General features: G+C 60.4%; 14 protein-coding genes. 11 read left to right on the forward strand and 3 right to left on the reverse strand.

What is annotated here, in order from left to right:
- Positions 1-26 precede the first annotated feature (26 nt).
- Together FA04_RS30370 and FA04_RS30375 are read right to left on the reverse strand one after the other, a co-directional pair.
- Positions 27-1,112 carry an FAD-binding oxidoreductase gene (locus FA04_RS30370; protein ID WP_034801950.1) on the reverse strand — a complete coding sequence of 362 codons (1,086 nt, stop codon included), beginning with the start codon at positions 1,110-1,112 and terminating at the stop codon, positions 27-29.
- The gene (locus FA04_RS30375; protein WP_034801946.1) at positions 1,102-2,355 is read right to left on the reverse strand and encodes an aromatic ring-hydroxylating oxygenase subunit alpha; all 1,254 of its coding nucleotides are present in this window, start codon (positions 2,353-2,355) and stop codon (positions 1,102-1,104) included. Before FA04_RS30375 ends, FA04_RS30370 begins: the two co-directional genes overlap by 11 nt.
- 122 nt (positions 2,356-2,477) lie before the next feature.
- Here FA04_RS30375 and FA04_RS30380 point away from each other — a divergent pair, with 122 nt between their 5' ends.
- Entirely contained in the window at positions 2,478-3,389 is a 912-nt protein-coding gene (locus FA04_RS30380) for a LysR substrate-binding domain-containing protein (protein ID WP_034801943.1), read from the forward strand.
- A 358-nt stretch (positions 3,390-3,747) separates the two neighbouring features.
- Complete coding sequence (locus FA04_RS30385; RefSeq protein WP_034801940.1) at positions 3,748-4,230, forward strand: BA14K family protein; 483 nt, start codon at positions 3,748-3,750, stop codon at positions 4,228-4,230.
- Positions 4,231-4,302: 72 nt separating this feature from the next.
- On the opposite strand, the gene acnA is transcribed toward FA04_RS30385, so the two are convergent.
- Entirely contained in the window at positions 4,303-6,885 is a 2,583-nt protein-coding gene (gene acnA, locus FA04_RS30390) for an aconitate hydratase AcnA (protein ID WP_034801938.1), read from the reverse strand.
- Between the two features lie 189 nt (positions 6,886-7,074).
- On the opposite strand from acnA, the gene FA04_RS30395 reads away from it, so the two are divergent.
- The 9 genes from FA04_RS30395 (at position 7,075) to rraA (ending at position 16,433) form a co-directional block, all read left to right on the forward strand.
- Entirely contained in the window at positions 7,075-8,001 is a 927-nt protein-coding gene (locus FA04_RS30395) for a GntR family transcriptional regulator (protein WP_034801933.1), read from the forward strand.
- 87 nt (positions 8,002-8,088) lie between these two features.
- Entirely contained in the window at positions 8,089-9,183 is a 1,095-nt protein-coding gene (locus FA04_RS30400) for an isocitrate/isopropylmalate dehydrogenase family protein (protein ID WP_034801931.1), read from the forward strand.
- A gap of 124 nt (positions 9,184-9,307) precedes the next feature.
- Positions 9,308-10,405: an ABC transporter substrate-binding protein gene (locus FA04_RS30405; RefSeq protein ID WP_034801929.1), complete on the forward strand. Its 1,098-nt coding sequence runs from the start codon at positions 9,308-9,310 to the stop codon at positions 10,403-10,405.
- A gap of 61 nt (positions 10,406-10,466) precedes the next feature.
- Entirely contained in the window at positions 10,467-12,227 is a 1,761-nt protein-coding gene (locus FA04_RS30410) for an ABC transporter permease (protein WP_034801928.1), read from the forward strand.
- Positions 12,220-13,296: an ABC transporter ATP-binding protein gene (locus tag FA04_RS30415; RefSeq protein WP_034801927.1), complete on the forward strand. Its 1,077-nt coding sequence runs from the start codon at positions 12,220-12,222 to the stop codon at positions 13,294-13,296. Before FA04_RS30410 ends, FA04_RS30415 begins: the two co-directional genes overlap by 8 nt.
- Positions 13,297-13,355: 59 nt before the next feature.
- Positions 13,356-14,021 carry an arylsulfatase gene (locus FA04_RS30420; RefSeq protein WP_034801926.1) on the forward strand — a complete coding sequence of 222 codons (666 nt, stop codon included), beginning with the start codon at positions 13,356-13,358 and terminating at the stop codon, positions 14,019-14,021.
- A gap of 20 nt (positions 14,022-14,041) precedes the next feature.
- Entirely contained in the window at positions 14,042-15,313 is a 1,272-nt protein-coding gene (otnK, locus tag FA04_RS30425; protein ID WP_034801925.1) for a 3-oxo-tetronate kinase, read from the forward strand.
- The gene (gene otnC, locus FA04_RS30430; RefSeq protein ID WP_034801923.1) at positions 15,310-15,948 is read left to right on the forward strand and encodes a 3-oxo-tetronate 4-phosphate decarboxylase; all 639 of its coding nucleotides are present in this window, start codon (positions 15,310-15,312) and stop codon (positions 15,946-15,948) included. The genes otnK and otnC overlap by 4 nt, the downstream gene beginning before the upstream one ends.
- 11 nt (positions 15,949-15,959) lie before the next feature.
- Complete coding sequence (gene rraA, locus FA04_RS30435) at positions 15,960-16,433, forward strand: ribonuclease E activity regulator RraA (RefSeq protein WP_034801921.1); 474 nt, start codon at positions 15,960-15,962, stop codon at positions 16,431-16,433.
- The last annotated feature ends 17 nt before the right edge of the window (positions 16,434-16,450 follow it).

Consider the following 16,450-nt stretch of genomic DNA (forward strand, 5'->3'; position numbering starts at 1 on the left):
CCGCTATGTCGATCGCTAGGCCAAGCCTAGCGATCGACGACGAGATCACTGAGCGGCTTCGAACAGCAAGGAAGGAAAAGCCCAGCATCGATCTCTCGTTGCCTTATCCCGCCATTGTGGTTCATCTCGACCGAACCCGATACGAGCTTGGACTTGCACGTGCCGCAGACGCCGTTCGAACACGATGAGGCGAGTTTTACGCCCGCTTTCTTTGCGCAGGAAAGCACGGTCTGCTCGCCCCCGATTTCGATCTTGCGGCCCTGTTTGGAGAACTCGACCTGGAACGTTCGGGTCGCCGGCTGATCGACGATAGGAATATCCGGGGTGTCGATCACGGCCGCATCGAAGCTCTCCTCGATGTAGTTGGATTGCGGAACGCCGAGTTCGGCAGCGATCGTGCGCGCTGCCGCCATGAACGGGGCAGGGCCGCAGCACATGACAATGCGTTCGGCGATATCGGGAACAGCAAGCTGCAAGTAAGCAGCCGATATGCGTCCCGTCAGGCCATGCCAGTTGGTTTCGCCGGTAACGACTTCCGGCAGAAACTGCAAGCGCAGGCCCTTCATCCGGTAGGCGAGTGACGCGAGTTCGTCGCGGAAGATGAGGTCCTTCGGGGTTCGCGCCGCGTGCATGAAGACGACGTCGACAGGCTCGCATGTATCGGCCAATTCGCGAACCATCGCCATGACCGGTGTGATCCCCGACCCTCCCGACAGAAAAAGGTACTTCCGACCGTTCGGGCGAATGAACTGGCCGAGGGGACCGTTCGCCTTGACCTTGGCGTTGACCGTGAGCCGATCGTGAAGCCAGTTCGAGATCTTGCCGTCGGCGACGCGCTTGACGGTCACCGAGAACGCATTGCTGCGCTTCGGCGAGGACGAGATGCTGTAGCAGCGGCTTTCCGGCTCGCCCTCGATATCGAGGTCGAACAGGAAATACTGACCGGCTTCGAAGGCAAAACGTTTGCCTTCGGTGGACGCAAAGGTAAAGGTCTTCACGTCGTGTGTTTCCTGATGGACATCGATGCAGACCAGGTCCTCGTCCGCGTCGCGGCTCCAGATATCGCTCGGCTCGAGACGCCCGGCGGGAGAAAAGTTGCTCTTAGTATCCATGGGCGCGCATCCGATCGATGTACCACGACGCGAATTTGTCGAGGTTTGTTTCGGAGAAGGGCGAGTAGGGACCCGGCACGTAAGCGGGATCTTCGACGCCGGCGTGGGAGCGGGCGACCAGTTCGGCGTCCTGCTCGGTTGTGGCGATCCAGACGTTGGTGAGCTTTTCGAGTTCGTAGTCGACCCCCTCGACGGCATCCTTGTGCACAAGCCATTTCGTCCGCACGAGCGTCTTGTCGGCCGATAGGGGGATGACGATCGAAACGACGGCGTGGTCGCCCATGAAGTGGTTCCAGCTGTTGTGACCCCAGAGATGCATGTCGCCGAGATCCTTGCGCGACATCGTGCCGAGCAGCTTTGCCGAGGCAGCGGTCGCGTCGGGCGTCTGGGATTCGCCCGCCCCCGAAATGATCAGCCGTTGCGTCCGAAAGTTGGTGGTGCAGTCCACCAGTTGCTCGACCGCCGCGGAGGGGTAGCCATCTGCCTCCCACCGCCTGGTGCGCTCCTCATAGAGCGAAAAATGCTCCTCCGCCTGGGCGCGATCTTCCGGGCTCAAAGCGTCCGGATCGAAGCCGAAATCGAGGTCGACGAAGGAGACGCAGAGCTCGGGATGGTTGGCGGAACAGTGGTAGCATTCACGGTTGTTCTCGATCGTGAGCTTCCAGTTGCCTTGTTCGATGACATCGGATTCATACGCGACCTTGGCGTTGGCGATATCGTAGGGAGCAAGCCGTTCTGCCATGACCCCGACGAGACGCTCAATATCTTCGGGCGGATCGTTCGAAAGGCAGACATAAACAAGGCCGCCAACCGACTTGAAGATCACGGGCTTGAGGCTGCGGCATTCCTTGTCGAAGCTCTTGCCCATATGGGGCGCATAGCTCAGTTCACCGGAAAGCTCATAGGTCCAGGTGTGGTAGGGACAGACAAGCTTCGAAACGATCGTCTTGCCTGGATCGAGCAGTCGGGCGCCTCGGTGGCGGCAGACATTGTGCATGACGCGGATCCCGCCGTCATCGTCGCGCAGGAGGATGAGGCTGGTCTTGCCAATATCGACGACGGTTGCATCGCCCGGCTCCGGTACATCGCATTCAAGCCCAATGCAGATCCAGTGCCGGCGGAAAAAGACCTCCAGATCCGCCTCGAAGACATCCTCTCGCGTGTAGAGACCGGCGGGAAGCGAATGGCCCTCCGCTCTTGCATCAAGCAGCGATGATATGGGAGAAGAAAATGTCTGCAGCATAATTCCACCTTATGTTCCGATCGGAAGCTCGAGGGGCTCCACAAAGAGGATCGCTCAGGCGCGGCAGTCGCTCAACGGCACAAATATGCGCGTTTCACATTACCAAATGTAATGGATCCAAGATGGTCAATCTGAGGAAGAAACTCCCGCCGCTCACCGCGCTGACGGCCTTTGAGGCAGCGGCTCGATTGTCGAGCTTCACACGGGCCGCGACGGAACTCGGCGTGACGCAGGCGGCTATAAGCAGACAGATCCATTTGCTCGAAGAGGACTTTGGGTTCCCCTTGTTTCGGCGGCTTCATCGCAAGATCGAACTGACTGATAAAGGCCGGCTGCTTTACGCAGCGGCCGGCGACGCGTTCAATCTTATTGCCGACACCGTTGCGGATCTTCGGTCGGAGGGAGCAGATGACGAGCTGGCAATTGCAGCGACCATCTCCTTTTCACATTTCTGGCTGCTGCCAAGGATCGCTGCGTTTTCTCGAGCCTATCCCGAAATCAAGCTTCGCATCATCACACAGGATGCTCGAACGAGTATCGAGGCTAGCGATGTGGACCTGGCGATCCGCTACGGGACCGGTACCTGGCCAGACGGCCAGGCGGAGTTCCTGTTCGAGGACGAGGTTTTCCCGATTTGCAGTGCAGATTATCTGGCCACGGCGGATCCGATCCGCACGCCGGGAGACCTCATCAATCATCCGCTGATTACGAGCGATATTGATGACCCGACATGGACGGGCTGGGATGAATGGCTTGCAGCATTTTCCGTAAAAGCGCCGAAACGCGCCCGCGGCCTGCGATGCAGCTTCTATACGGAAGCCATTTATGCGGCGATGAACGGGCAAGGCATTGCCCTCGGCTGGAACCGCCTTGTCTCTGACCTTATTCGGCAAACTCGTTTGGTCCGCCTTACCGAAGCCTCCATTCGCACCAGGGCGGCATATTTTGTCGTGGTGCCGGCGAGAAGACCGAAAAAGGAAAGCGGACGGCTGTTCATCGAGTGGCTGCGCGAGGTCTCTTCAAGCGCGGAATGAGAGATCGTCCGTAACTTGTGGTCGGGGGCCGATTTAGCGCGTCCCGCCACTCTTCTTTTTTGAGAACTGAGCGACAGCCGTTTGGTGATCGATAAATGCTCCTTCACGGCGGCCGGGCTCGCCCGGAATGAGCCAATGCGACGCCTTTTGTGCCGCGCCAACCGATGCGCTTGCCGAGCACATAAGACCTTTGCCGGCCGCCATAAGACTGAGGTCCTATGGCGGAACCTCTCGCAGTAACTAACTTGGTCAGAGGGATTCGATCTGTTGATGATCGGTGGCACCTGCACGGTGCCGAGCCCATTTGACCCGTTGGAGGTCGAATGCCGATCGCTAGGACTCTGTAGGTGGGAAATTTATGAAGAAAATAGGTGCAGTACTCTTGGCCGCCGGCACGGCGCTATCGGCGGTCTCGGCGCAGGCGGTTCCGATGTTCGCTGTTTCCACTGGGCAGACCTCCCAGCCGGTCGATTTAATCCATCATAAGCCAGGCCATTACGGCGGACCGCCGCACAAGCGCGGCTACGACGTCTACCGCTACGGCAGCAACCGCTACAATGCAGCTCCACGATACGGCCATTACAATGGCTATGAGGGTTACCGGTACCGCCGCGACGGGTACCGTCGCCACAGTGATGGATGGTGGTATCCCCTGGCCGCATTCGGGACAGGAGTGATCATCGGTGGCGCAATCGCCTCACCGCCTCGGCAGGTCTATTCCAACGCGCCGTCGTCGCATGTCGAATGGTGCTATGACCGCTATCGTTCGTACCGTGCCTACGACAACTCCTTCCAACCCTATTATGGGCCGCGCCAGGAATGTGTGTCGCCGTACTACTGACCAGCGAGGCGCCCGCTTGCCAGAACGTGTCGGGTCGCTTCGATGCTCTCCGACACCGTGGTGGTTGCTGCTTCAGCCGCGTTGCTTGAAGTGGCGACCCAGAATTTGGGGGATCATGCCGCCTGCTAGGAGGCTCTCTACTTCTTGCCCCGTCTCCACGGCTGCTCGGGCCGTCAATCGCAGGCATTCACCTGAAACACGTCTCAAGACCAGTGGCACGGGTCCGCGCGGAGAAATGGTCGTCGCGTTGACTTCCAGGAGATCGGTGGCTGTTATCCGCGGCACTTCCTCCTCCTGCAGAAGAATAGGAAGGATGCCCATGCCAATGAGGTTTGTTCGATGAATCCGCTCAAAACTCAAGGCGATCACGGCGCGAACGCCGAGTAGCCCGATGCCTTTTGCGGCCCAGTCTCGCGACGATCCAGCGCCATAGCGTTGCCCTGCAATGATAACGACGGACCGGTGCTCCAATCGGTAGCGCTCCGCCGTCTCCCACAGCGGCGCTTCCTCCCCTGTAGGCGCGTGGATGGTCATCGATGCAGGCCTTCCGCCAAGGAGGTGGTTGGCGGCTGTACGATTGTCAAAGAGGCCGCGCACCATTGCTTTCCAATTACCGCGACGTGCGGCGTAGACGTTAAGATCGTCCGCAGGGTCGCCAGCGGCCACGAGGTGGCGGCCGGCGAAGCTCGAAGCGCTAATCTGGCCCGCGGGCGAGATATGGTCCGTCGTCATGTCGTCCCCCAACACGAGCAAGGGATGTGCCCTGTAGTTTCCGAGGCGATTGGCTGTCTCCACAGCAGCAAAGGGTGGCCGGCGGATGTAGGTTGAGGCTTCGTTCCACGGAAACGTCGGCGACTTCGGAGCGGCCAGCGCGCGCCAGGCATCATTTCGTTCCGCATCCAGGAAAGCCTGGGGAAAATCTTGTGCGTCGGAATGCTGCTTGAGAACAGCGTCGATCTCGTCACTGCCAGGCATCAAATCACCGAGATGAATGGCTGTCTGCTCCGGGCTCCGGGCGATTTCCCACTTCATGGGGTTTGGAATGAACCTTCCGATCAACGACAGAGCCACAACATGAGGCGGCGATGCCAGGAAGCCGAACTGGAGGCTTGGATGCACGCGGCCAGGAAAGTTGCGATTACCGGAAAGCAGTGCTGCCGCGATCGTGCCGCCGGCGATTGCTTCAGCCATATCGCCCTGAAGCGGACCAGAGTTTCCGATGCAGGTCGTGCACCCGTGCCCCACGATGTCGAACCCGACGGCCTCAAGATCAGCAAGCAATCCACTGCGCCTCAAGAAACGCTCGGCCGATGGCGAGCCGGGTGCCAGCGATGTCTTGACCCAGTAGGGTGGGCGCAGACCCAACCGGTTCGCATTGCGGGCAACCAGGCCCGCCGCGACCAACAGCCGTTGATCCGACGTGTTGGTGCAGCTCGTGATGGCGGCGATCGCGATTGCGCCGTCCGGTATGCCGGGTTTGCCTTGCTCCAAGGGCCGGCCGCATGCGGTCTCAAGTGCACCTAGGGCATCGGCCAATGGCAGCTTGTCCTGCGGGCGGCGTGGACCGGCCATCAAGGGTTCGACCGCCGCAAGGTCGAGCTCGATCACGCCGGTATAGCGCGGCGAAACGGCAGGCTCGAACCAGAGGCCGAGCATCTTCGCCGCGTCGCGGACGAGTTGGCAATGGGACGGAGAGCGACCCGTCTGGGCGAGATAGGAAAGGGTTTGTTCGTCTATAGGGAAGTAACCCGTCGAGGCGCCGTATTCCGGTGCCATATTGGCGACGACGGCGCGGTCTCCGGCCGAAAGCGTCGAAACACCCTCGCCGAAGAATTCGACAAATTCCCCTGATATTCCATGACGCCGCAGCAGGTGGGTCACTTCCAGCGCGAGATCGGTTGACAGAACGCCTGGTGCGAGCCGTCCCATCAACCGCACGCCGACCACATCGGGAATGCGTAGCGTCACAGGAAACCCAAAAAAGACGCTTTCGGCCTCAAGACCCCCGACGCCCCAAGCCAATACGCCGATGCCGTTGATCATCGGCGTGTGGCTGTCCGTGCCGATCAGCGTGTCGGGTACGGCCCATTTTTCTCCATCGCGTTCCTCGATGGAAATCACCTTTGCGAGTTGCTCGAGGTTGATCGTGTGCATGATGCCGGTACCTGGGGCGTGCACCTTGACACCCGGTAGAGCCTGGGTTGCCCACTTCATCAGGCGGTAGCGCTCGCTGTTTCTGTCCATTTCCCGTTGCATGTTGAAACGGCGGGCATCAGGCTGGCCGTAGCGATCGACGGCAACGCTGTGATCGACGGAGACGTCGACCGGGAGAACGGGGCTCAATTCGCTCGGATCGCCACCAGCATCCGCGACCGCGTCCCGCATGGCGGCAATATCAACGAGAGCCGGCACACACGTCGTATCGTGCATGAGGACACGGGAGGGGTGAAATGCGATTTCTGCCTCGCTCGTGCCAGTCAAAAGCCAGGCCTTGAGGGCCGAAACGGTGGCGGATAACCGAGCCACATCCTTGCGCGCTACGTTTTCAAGGAGATTACGCAGAACCCAGGGCAGGCATTCGAAGTCAGGACCAAAAGCGGTGCGCAGGTCAATTGCGTTCAGCGTTCCGTGTTCCGAAGGAATGCGCAGCACCATGTCGATTGCTCCTATATTGCTTTTTTATAACTAAAAAGCCACAATAGCAGCAAAGTCAATCAATGGACCGCCTTCCTTTGGCTTTTTCGTTGGCGAAATATGCAAAAAGAAGGGATGTCAGTTCCCTTTGGCGGTGGGGTGAAATATCGTTGGACCCGGCAAAGCTTTCCGAATCCGGGGAATATCGACATGCGTTCCAGCCAATTGGCCCAGACCATCGCCAACGAAATCAGCCTGCTTGTGACATCGGGAGAGCTCACTGTCGGCGACCATGTAAAGACGCAACAATTGGCCGATCGTTTCGGCGTTTCCCGTTCACCGGTCCGCGAGGCGATGGAGATCCTAGCCGGGCAGGGGCTGCTGGAGCAGAAGGAGAACCGCGGCTTCTTTGTGAAAGAACCGCCAGGTGCCATCGCCGAGCGGGTCCGTGAAGACGCCGAGCCGTTCGAAGTTGCGAACGACTACCAGCGCCTTGCCGAAGACTGGCTAACCGACCGTATCCCGGCGGAGGTCACGGAGCAGACGCTGCGCGAGCGCTACGAACTGACCAAGTCCCAGGTTAACGACGTGCTGATGCGCGCGACCCGTGAAGGATGGGCTGAGCGCAAGCAGGGTTATGGCTGGCGCTTCCTGCCGGTCGCAAAAACACCGGAAGCCTTCGAGCAGATCTATCGTTTTCGCATGCTGATCGAGCCGGCCGCCATGCTTGAGCCGGAGTTCAGCCTCGATCGAAAGATCATCGATGAGCAACGGCGCATCCAGATGCGCATGCTTGAGACGGACATCGAGCGACTACCGGCGGAGCGCCTTCTGCACAATGGCGCGCTTTTCCACGAAGAGCTCATCAAGATGTCAAACAATCCCTTCTTCCACATCTCGCTAGTGCGGGTAAACCGCATGCGACGCCTCCTCGAATATCGATCCCGCGTCGATCGTAGCCGTACGGTACGGCAATGCCAGGAACACCTCGAAATCCTTGATCTTCTTGAGCGCGGCGAGGTCGTCGAGGCTTCCTACGCTATGCGTCGGCACCTTGGGGGCGCGCTGTCGAAGAAGTCGCCGATTACCTGGTCCTGGTCGCACCAAGCGCATGAAAAAGACAATCTCGAAAAATAGAGATTGCATTTTCAGATTTAAAAAGCCAATAATTCGCCCGTGACGTAGAGCGGCGACTTCGCTCGTCGCCTCATGGGAGATTAGCTGATGAAAATATTCGTGACGCCGTGTGATGGAATCGGTCCGGAGATCACTGCGGCAACCATGGAGGTCCTGAAGGCAGCCGACGCGGCTTTCGATCTCGGCCTCGAGTACCATTTCGAAGACACCGGTTTCGCGAGCCTGGAAAAATTCGGCTCGACGCTTCGCGACGAGACGCTGGATCGTGCCCGCACTTTTGATGGCATTATCTTGGGCCCCCAGTCCCACATGGATTATCCGGCCCGCGACAAGGGTGGCGTGAACGTCTCGGCAGGCTTCCGCGTCAAGCTGGACCTCTACGCGAATGTGCGTCCGGCGCGCTCCCGTCCGTTCTTGAACGACGCCAAGAAGATGGACCTCGTCATTATGCGCGAGGCGACGGAAGGCTTTTATCCCGATCGCAACATGTATGCCGGTACGGGAGAGTTCATGCCGACGCCGGACGTGGCACTTTCCGTGCGCAAAATCACCGCCTCTGCCTGCGAGCGCATAGCGCGACAGGCCTTCCTGCTCGCCATGAAGCGCAACAAGAAGGTGACTGCGGTCCACAAAGCCAACAACTTTATCCTTACGGACGGCCTGTTCCTTCAGCAGGTACGCAAGGTCGCCGCCGAATACCCCGAGGTCACGCTCAACGAATTCATCATCGACGCGATGGCTGCCCATCTGGTTCGCGACCCCTCGCGGTTTGACGTGATCGTCGCGACAAATTTCTACTCGGACATTCTTTCGGATCTCGCCAGTGAGCTCTCGGGTAGTCTCGGCTTGGCCGGTTCGATCAACGCCAATGCCGAGACAGGTCTTGTCTGTGCCCAGGCGCAGCACGGCTCTGCCCCCGATATCCAGAACCAGAACGTCGCCAACCCGACTTCGCTAATCCTGTCCGCAGCCATGATGCTCAGCTGGCTCGGCGAGCAGCGCGGTCTGCCACAATTTGAAGCGGCGGGCGCGGAGATCGAGCGGGCGGTCGACGAGGTTCTCGCGAACCCCGACGCGCGGACGCGCGACCTCGGCGGCAGCACCGGCACGGATGCTTTTGGTTCGCTCGTGGCACGTGCTGTTCGCAGTGGTGAGGGTGATCGGAAGCTTGCGAGCGCCTGATCGAGGTTTGTACTTTGGATAATTAAAAGCCAAAGAGTGGACATGGAGACGCGAGGGCGGCAACGGCCCTCGCGAAACTGCCCGGAGGAGATTTGGAGCCGGGCGTCTTTTGGGAGAAGAGAAGATGAACAAGTATGTTTCCGGCCGCCTTGCGGCCGTTGCGGTCACCGCGGTCATGACGGCATTTTCGGCGCACGCGCAGGAAGTACCCGCGGGCTATCCAGCAGATTATGCGGAACTCATCGCCAAGGCGAAACAGGAGGGCACCGTTTCGATCTACACCTCGACCGATGCTGCCCAGTCGCAGAAGCTACAGGATGCCTTTACCAAGAAGTACGGAATCAAGATCGCCTATAACGATCTCGGGACGAACGGCGCCTATAACCAGGTGATCTCGGAGGCCGCCGCCAGCCAGACCACCGCCGACATCGTCTGGAGTTCGGCGATGGACCTGCAGATGACGCTGGTTCAGGATGGCTATGCGGCCGAATACGCTTCACCTGAAGCCGGCACTCTTCCGAGCTGGGCCAACTACAAGAACACGCTCTACGCCACCACGGTCGAACCGATCGGCGTGATCTACAACACCAAGGCGCTTTCCGAAGACAAGCTTCCGAAGACCTATGGCGACATGATCACGTTCCTGAAGAGCAACAAGACCGAGCTTCAGGGCAAGGTTGCCACGTTCGATCCTGAAAAGAGCGGCTCCGGCTTCCTGCACCACTCCAACGACGCACGCAACCGGCCGGATTTCTGGGATCTTGCTAAGGCCATGGGCGACAATGGCGCCAAGATCTATTCCAGCTCCGGCGGCATGAAGGAAACGGTCGTTTCGGGTGAAAACGTCATCGCCATCAACATTATCGGCTCTTACGCGCTCGATTGGGTCAAGGAGAGCCCGAACCTCGGCGTGCATTTCGCCACGGACTATACGCCGGCCTTCTCGCGTCTGGCGCTGATCACCAAGGACGCTCCGCATTCGAACGCGGCCAAGCTTTTCGTCGACTTCATGTTGTCGTCCGAAGGCCAGTCGCTTCTGGCTGAAGGCGGCCTGCCGTCGATCCGTGAAGACGTGACCGCCGGCCTCAACATCAAGACGCTTAACGAACGCGTCGGCGGCGGCCTGAAGCCGATCGCCGTCGACGAGGGTGTTCTGGAATACATGGACCAGATGAAGCGCGTTCAGTTCCTCAACGACTGGAAAGCCGCCCTCGGCCGTTGATGCTTAGCCGACCGCGGCGCTCAGGCGCCGCGGTTCCGCCACCGTTTGCGAGAGGCATAGAATGTCAACCCACATCCAAGCACCGGCTGCAGTCCCTTTGACGAAAGCCGCAGCCGAAAAGAAGTATCCGGCAAAGATGCCGCGGCATGGAAATGCAAACTTTTATCGGCGCATCGTCATCGGTCTGCTCGCGGTTGCCGTCCTGGCACCCGTCGGCCTGATCATCTATCAGAGTTTCCTGACGGCTGCGTTCTTCAGCCCCCGTGCGCACTTCGGCTTCGATGCGTACAAGTACGTCTTCACCGACAAGAATTTCTATCGCGCTCTCGGTACGACGGCGATCTTCTCCTTCGGCATGGTGGCGATCGCAGTGCCGCTCGGGGGTCTGCTCGCCTTTCTGATCACGCGCACCGACATCAAGGGCAAGCGACTGCTCGAGATCCTCGTGCTCGTGCCTATGTTCATTTCGTCTATCGTGCTTGCCTTTGGCTACACGGTGTCGGTCGGTCCGACCGGTTTCGTCTCGCTCTTCGTCCGCAGTGTGCTGGGCTTCGTACCCTGGAACATTTACAGCCTGCCGGGCATGATCCTGATCGCCGGTCTGAGCCACGTTCCGCACGTCTACCTCTATGTCTCTTCGGCCATGAGGAACCTGCCGTCGGACCTCGAAGAAGCCGCACGCACCACCGGCGCTTCCGTCTGGCAGGTTTCGCGCGACGTCACGCTGCCTATGGTGCTGCCGGCGCTGATTTTTGCGGCGGCCCTCAACATCCTGCTCGGCTTCGAGACCTTCGGCATTCCGCTCGTTCTTGGCGATCCGAACGGGATCATGGTGCTGACCACCTATATCTACAAGTTGACGACGCTGTTCGGCACACCGACCTATCAGCTCATGGCTGTCGTCGCGGTCGTTTTGGTACTGATCACGCTGCCGCTCGTCTGGATGCAGCGCAGGCTGCTGCGCAATGCTCGCAAGTATGCAGCGCTCGGCGGAAAGGGTGCCCGGGTCGCCACCTTGAAACTCGGCGCGAGCGGCCAGGTCATTGCCCTTTCGCTCATCGGTTTCTGGCTCTTCGTATCGGTTGTCCTCCCGATCGGCGGCATCACCGTACGTGCCTTCGTCGATGCCTGGGGCGAGGGCGTCAACCTCTTCGACCAACTGACGCTCACCAATTTCAGCCGCATGCTCGAAGTGCCGAGCCTCTACAACGGTATCGTCAACACGATCATCCTGTCGGTGGTCGGTGGTGCTGCGGCGGTGGCGATCTATCTCGCCGTCGGCCTGGCCGGTCACCGCAACTGGGGCATGTCGAACACGGTGCTGGATTATATCGTACTCCTGCCGCGTGCGCTTCCGGGCCTCGTCGTCGGCCTTGCCTTCTTCTGGGTCTTCCTGTTTGTGCCGTTGCTTACGCCGCTGAGGCCAACACTGGTCAGCCTTTTCGTCGCCTATCTGGTCGTCGGCTTGTCCTATGGTCTGCGCCTCTTGCAGGGCACGCTCATTCAGGTTGCGCCGGAGCTCGAGGAGTCCGCGCGCACCACGGGCGCCACGATCGGCCGCACTTGGAAGGATGTGGTGATCCCGATCGTCCGGCCGGGTCTGGCCGGTGCCTGGGCGCTCATCATGATCATCTTCCTCCGCGAGTACGCGACCGGCGTCTACCTCATGGGCGCCGGCACGGAAGTCATCGGTTCGCTGATGGTCTCCCTTCTTCAGACCGGCGCCATGAACACGATCGCCGCTCTTTCCCTCATCAGCATCGTCTTGACGGGCGCAGGTCTCGCACTCGCCCTCCGCTTGGGAGCAAAAATCCATGACTGAACTCGTTGTCAGCAATGTCCAGAAGTGGCTGGGCGGTCTGCAGATCCTCAAAGGCGCGTCCTTCACCGCGCAGCGCGGCTCCATCGTCGCCCTGCTCGGCGCGTCGGGCAGCGGCAAGACCACACTGTTGCGCTGTATCGCCGGGCTCGAGCAGCCGGAGATTGGCCAGATTGTCATCGGCGGCAAGACCGTGCTCGATGGCGAAAAGAAGCTCGCGCTTCCGCCCGAGCAGCGCAACATCGGTCTGGTGTTTCAGTCCTACGCTCTTTGGCCACATCGCACCGTCAAGGAAAATGTCGGCTACGGGCTGAAGCTCCGCGGCGTGACGCAGGCCGATATCGAAAAGCGCGTGCAGGCGATCCTGGAGCGCATGGGTCTTGGCCATCTTTCCGATCGCTTCCCGTCGCAACTGTCGGGCGGTCAGCAACAGCGCGTCGCCATCTGCCGGGCGCTGGTTTACGAGCCGCGCGTGCTGTTGCTCGACGAGCCGCTCTCCAATCTCGATGCGAAGCTGAGGGAGGAGGCTCGCTACTGGATCCGCAAGCTGATCCTCGACCTTGAAATTTGCGCTATCCTCGTCACGCACGATCAAAGCGAGGCGCTCGCCGCAGCCGACAACATTCTCCTGCTGCAGGACGGTCGCATCGTTCAGCAAGGCGGACCACAGGAGATCTATTCCAACCCGAACAGCTTCTATTCGGCTGACTTCCTGGGCGCGAACAACATCGTCAAGGCGAAGGTCAAGTCGATCAACGGCCGCAGCGCCGTCATCGGCGGCGACAACTGGAGCCTTGACGGCACCGTGCGCGATGCCTCCGGCGTCAACCCATCCGACGACGCGCGGGCGGTGATCCGGGTCGAGCAGATCAGCGTCAGCGACCAGCCCGAGGCGGGTGGGCTCGAGATGAACCTCGACGACAGTATCTATCTCGGCGACCGCTGGGAATACCGTCTGCGTCGCGGTGATTTCGTCGCCAAGGCACACGGCGCAAGGCAGCTTGCGACCGGCACGGTCTGGGCACGAATTCCATCTGAAAGCGTCTGGGTGTTCTCGGCAGGCCAACGCTAGCGAAGGCCGCCAGGCGGTCGCTGCTTCTTGCGGCGACCGCTCCATTCAAGGGTATATTCATGTCGAGACAGCCTCGGATAACGCTCGTCCATGCAACGCCGATCGCGATGGAACCGATCAAACTTGCTTTCGCAACGGCCTGGCCGGACGCCAATCTGGTCAACCTCCTGGAAGACAGCCTTTCGCCCGACCGTGCCGCCAGCGCCGACATCACCGAAGTCCTGACGGCCCGTATCGAGGCCTTGACCCAATATGCGCGGCAGATCGGGAGTGCGGCGGTGCTGTTTACCTGCTCGGCCTTCGGTCGGGCGATCGAGCAGGCTGCGGCGACCGTCGACATCCCGGTGCTGAAACCCAACGAGGCGATGTTCGAGGCTGCGATCCGGAAAGGCGGCAGGACTGCCATGCTCTACACCTTCCCGCCTGCGCGCGACGGCATGGAGGCGGAGTTTCTGGAAGAGGCCGAAAGGATCGATCCGACCGCGACCATGGAGAGCTTCCTGGTTCACGGAGCGATCGAGGCGGTGCGGGCGGGTGATGTAGAGACCCACAATCGGCTCGTCGCCGAAGCGGCGGCGGGTTTGCGTGGCTTCGACAGCATCGTGCTTGCGCATTTTTCCACGGCACGCGCCGTACCGGAGGTGCGGGCGGTGACGGACATCCCGGTTCTGTCGAGCCCGGATGCCGCCATCGACAAACTCAAGCGCCTTCTCGGCGCAGCATGAAATTCGGGAGTACACCTTCAATGCTGCTTGGGGTTATCGCAGACGATTTTACAGGGGCAAGCGATATCGCGAATACGCTCGCCAAGGGCCTGCCGCGGCAGGGTGGTCTTCGCACGGTACAATACCTTGGAATCCCTCGTGCAAAGGCCGAGCCCGAGGTGGAAGCCGGCGTCATTGCGCTAAAGAGCCGGTCGATCGATGTAGCGTCGGCCGTCGAACAGTCGCTGGAAAGCCTGCGCTGGCTGCTCGATCAGGGGTGCCGGCAGATCGTCTTCAAGTACTGCTCGACCTTCGATTCCACTCCGGCCGGCAACATCGGCCCGGTTGCCGAAGCGCTTGCTGAGGCCTTGGGCGTCAGCGGCGTGATTGCCTGCCCCGCATTTCCCGGTGCCGACCGAACGGTCTATAACGGTCACCTCTTCGTGAAGGATCGGCTTCTGAGCGAGTCCGGCCTGCAAAACCATCCACTTAACCCGATGACCGATGCGGACATCCGGCGCTGGCTGCGGCTCCAGTCGACGACTGAGGTTGGACATGTCGAGATCGCCGTCGTGCGGCAAGGCTCGGCCGAAATCGGAGCAGCGCTGCGGGAGAACGGCGAGCGCAATCGCACGCTCGTCATCGTCGATGCAATCACGGATGACGATCTCGTCGCAATCGGTCGTGCTGCGGCGGGAGATCGCCTTGTCACGGGAGGTTCTGGCATCGCGATCGGTCTTGCCGCGAACTTCATCGAGCAAGGCCTTGCTGCCGGAACCAGCGCCAGCGTCGCAGGCGTCGATGGGCCGGAGGCCATTCTCGCCGGAAGCTGCTCCGGTGCGACCCGCGAACAGGTCGAGATCCACCGCAAGAACCACCCGACGCTCGCGATCGACGTTGGAGGTGTCATGGCCGGCTCGGTGACGACCGCCATGCTGACATCCTTCCTGCTTGCCAACGAGGGCAGGGCGCCGCTCGTCTATTCCTCGAGCACCCCCGACGAGGTCCAGGCGGTCCAAGCGCGCTTCGGCCGGGAAGCGGTTGCCGCGGCGCTCGATGAACTCTTTGCGAAAACGGCTCAGGAACTGGTCAAGGCTGGTGTCCGTCGCCTCGTCGTTGCCGGTGGGGAAACGTCCGGGGCGGTCGTTTCGGCACTCGATCTCGGTGCGCTGACGATTGGGCCGGAAATCGATCCCGGGGTGCCGGTGTTGTTGTCGGGTGGGGCAAAAGCTGTGTCGTTGGCGCTGAAGTCCGGCAATTTCGGCGCCCCCGATTTTTTTGTCAAAGCGTTGGAAAGGCTCGCAGGCAGATGAGTGCTGAAATCAGGATGCGCGACGAGATCGCTCGGCTTTCGAAGTCGTTGTTCGACCGTGGTTTCTCGGTCGGCTCCGCCGGCAACATCAGTGCTGCGGTCGAGGACGGGATCCTGATGACCCCGACGAATTCGTGCCTCGGTTTCCTCGATCCTGCACGTATCTCGAAGCTCGATCGCAGCGGCCGGCACATCTCCGGAGACAAGCCCTCGAAGGAAGTGTTCCTGCACCGGGCGTTCTATGAAACGCGACCACAGACAGGTGCGGTGGTTCACCTCCACTCGACCTTCGCCACGGCTCTCTCTTGTCTTGCCGACACCGATCCGGACGACTGCATTCCGCCGCTCACCCCTTACGTCGTCATGCGCGTGGGGCAAGTGAGGCTGCTACCCTACGTCAAGCCGGGCGATGAAAGCATGGGCGACATGATCGCGGAGCTTGGTGGTCGCTATGCCGCCGTGCTGCTTGCTAATCATGGCCCCGTCGTTACCGGCAAGGATATCGCATCGGCGGTCTACGCAGCCGAGGAACTGGAGGAAACTGCCAAGCTGCTGGTGCTGCTGCGCGATGCGCCGAAACGCATGCTTTCCCCTGAAAACGTCACGGAATTAAAGGCCGTTTTCGGCAGCTATTGAAGGAGAAACTGATGAAAACGGCTGATCTCGTCGATGCGCATGGGGAGGAAGTGCACTTCTGCGATCTTCCCTTTTTGAAAGTCGGGAAGACGAAGTCCTTCCGCGGTCCGATTGCGACCGTCAAATGCTTCGAGGACAATGCTGTGTTGAAGGCCGAACTGCAGAAGCCGGGCGAGGGCAGGGTCATGGTCGTCGATGGTGGCGCCTCGAGCCGCGTCGCTTTGCTCGGCGACCAGATCGCGATGATCCTTCGCGACAATGGCTGGGCCGGCATCGTGATCAACGGTGCGGTGCGCGACAGTGCTGAGATCGCGGAGATGGACGTGGGCGTTTTCTGCCTTTCGGTGACACCGAAGAAGTCCGTGAAAGACGGTGCCGGCAAGACGGGCATACCGGTCCAATTTGGCGGCGTCACGTTCGCGCCCGGCGCCTACCTCTATGCGGATGCGGACGGCGTGCTCGTCAGCGCCCGCGATCTTTGCTGAGGGGATGGTGCGGTGAC

It is taken from the genome of Ensifer adhaerens (genome assembly GCF_000697965.2).
Taxonomy (GTDB): Bacteria; Pseudomonadota; Alphaproteobacteria; order Rhizobiales; family Rhizobiaceae; genus Ensifer; species Ensifer adhaerens.

Coding starts and splice junctions, on each gene's coding strand:
- FA04_RS30405 (WP_034801929.1), top strand. CDS start 9,308: ATGAACAAGTATGTTTCCGGCCGCCTTGCGGCCGTTGCGGTCACCGCG.
- FA04_RS30380 (WP_034801943.1), top strand. CDS start 2,478: ATGGTCAATCTGAGGAAGAAACTCCCGCCGCTCACCGCGCTGACGGCC.
- FA04_RS30400 (WP_034801931.1), top strand. CDS start 8,089: ATGAAAATATTCGTGACGCCGTGTGATGGAATCGGTCCGGAGATCACT.
- FA04_RS30420 (WP_034801926.1), top strand. CDS start 13,356: ATGTCGAGACAGCCTCGGATAACGCTCGTCCATGCAACGCCGATCGCG.
- rraA (WP_034801921.1), top strand. CDS start 15,960: ATGAAAACGGCTGATCTCGTCGATGCGCATGGGGAGGAAGTGCACTTC.
- otnK (WP_034801925.1), top strand. CDS start 14,042: ATGCTGCTTGGGGTTATCGCAGACGATTTTACAGGGGCAAGCGATATC.
- FA04_RS30415 (WP_034801927.1), top strand. CDS start 12,220: ATGACTGAACTCGTTGTCAGCAATGTCCAGAAGTGGCTGGGCGGTCTG.
- FA04_RS30395 (WP_034801933.1), top strand. CDS start 7,075: ATGCGTTCCAGCCAATTGGCCCAGACCATCGCCAACGAAATCAGCCTG.
- FA04_RS30375 (WP_034801946.1), bottom strand. CDS start 2,355: ATGCTGCAGACATTTTCTTCTCCCATATCATCGCTGCTTGATGCAAGA.
- acnA (WP_034801938.1), bottom strand. CDS start 6,885: ATGGTGCTGCGCATTCCTTCGGAACACGGAACGCTGAACGCAATTGAC.
- FA04_RS30385 (WP_034801940.1), top strand. CDS start 3,748: ATGAAGAAAATAGGTGCAGTACTCTTGGCCGCCGGCACGGCGCTATCG.
- otnC (WP_034801923.1), top strand. CDS start 15,310: ATGAGTGCTGAAATCAGGATGCGCGACGAGATCGCTCGGCTTTCGAAG.
- FA04_RS30410 (WP_034801928.1), top strand. CDS start 10,467: ATGTCAACCCACATCCAAGCACCGGCTGCAGTCCCTTTGACGAAAGCC.
- FA04_RS30370 (WP_034801950.1), bottom strand. CDS start 1,112: ATGGATACTAAGAGCAACTTTTCTCCCGCCGGGCGTCTCGAGCCGAGC.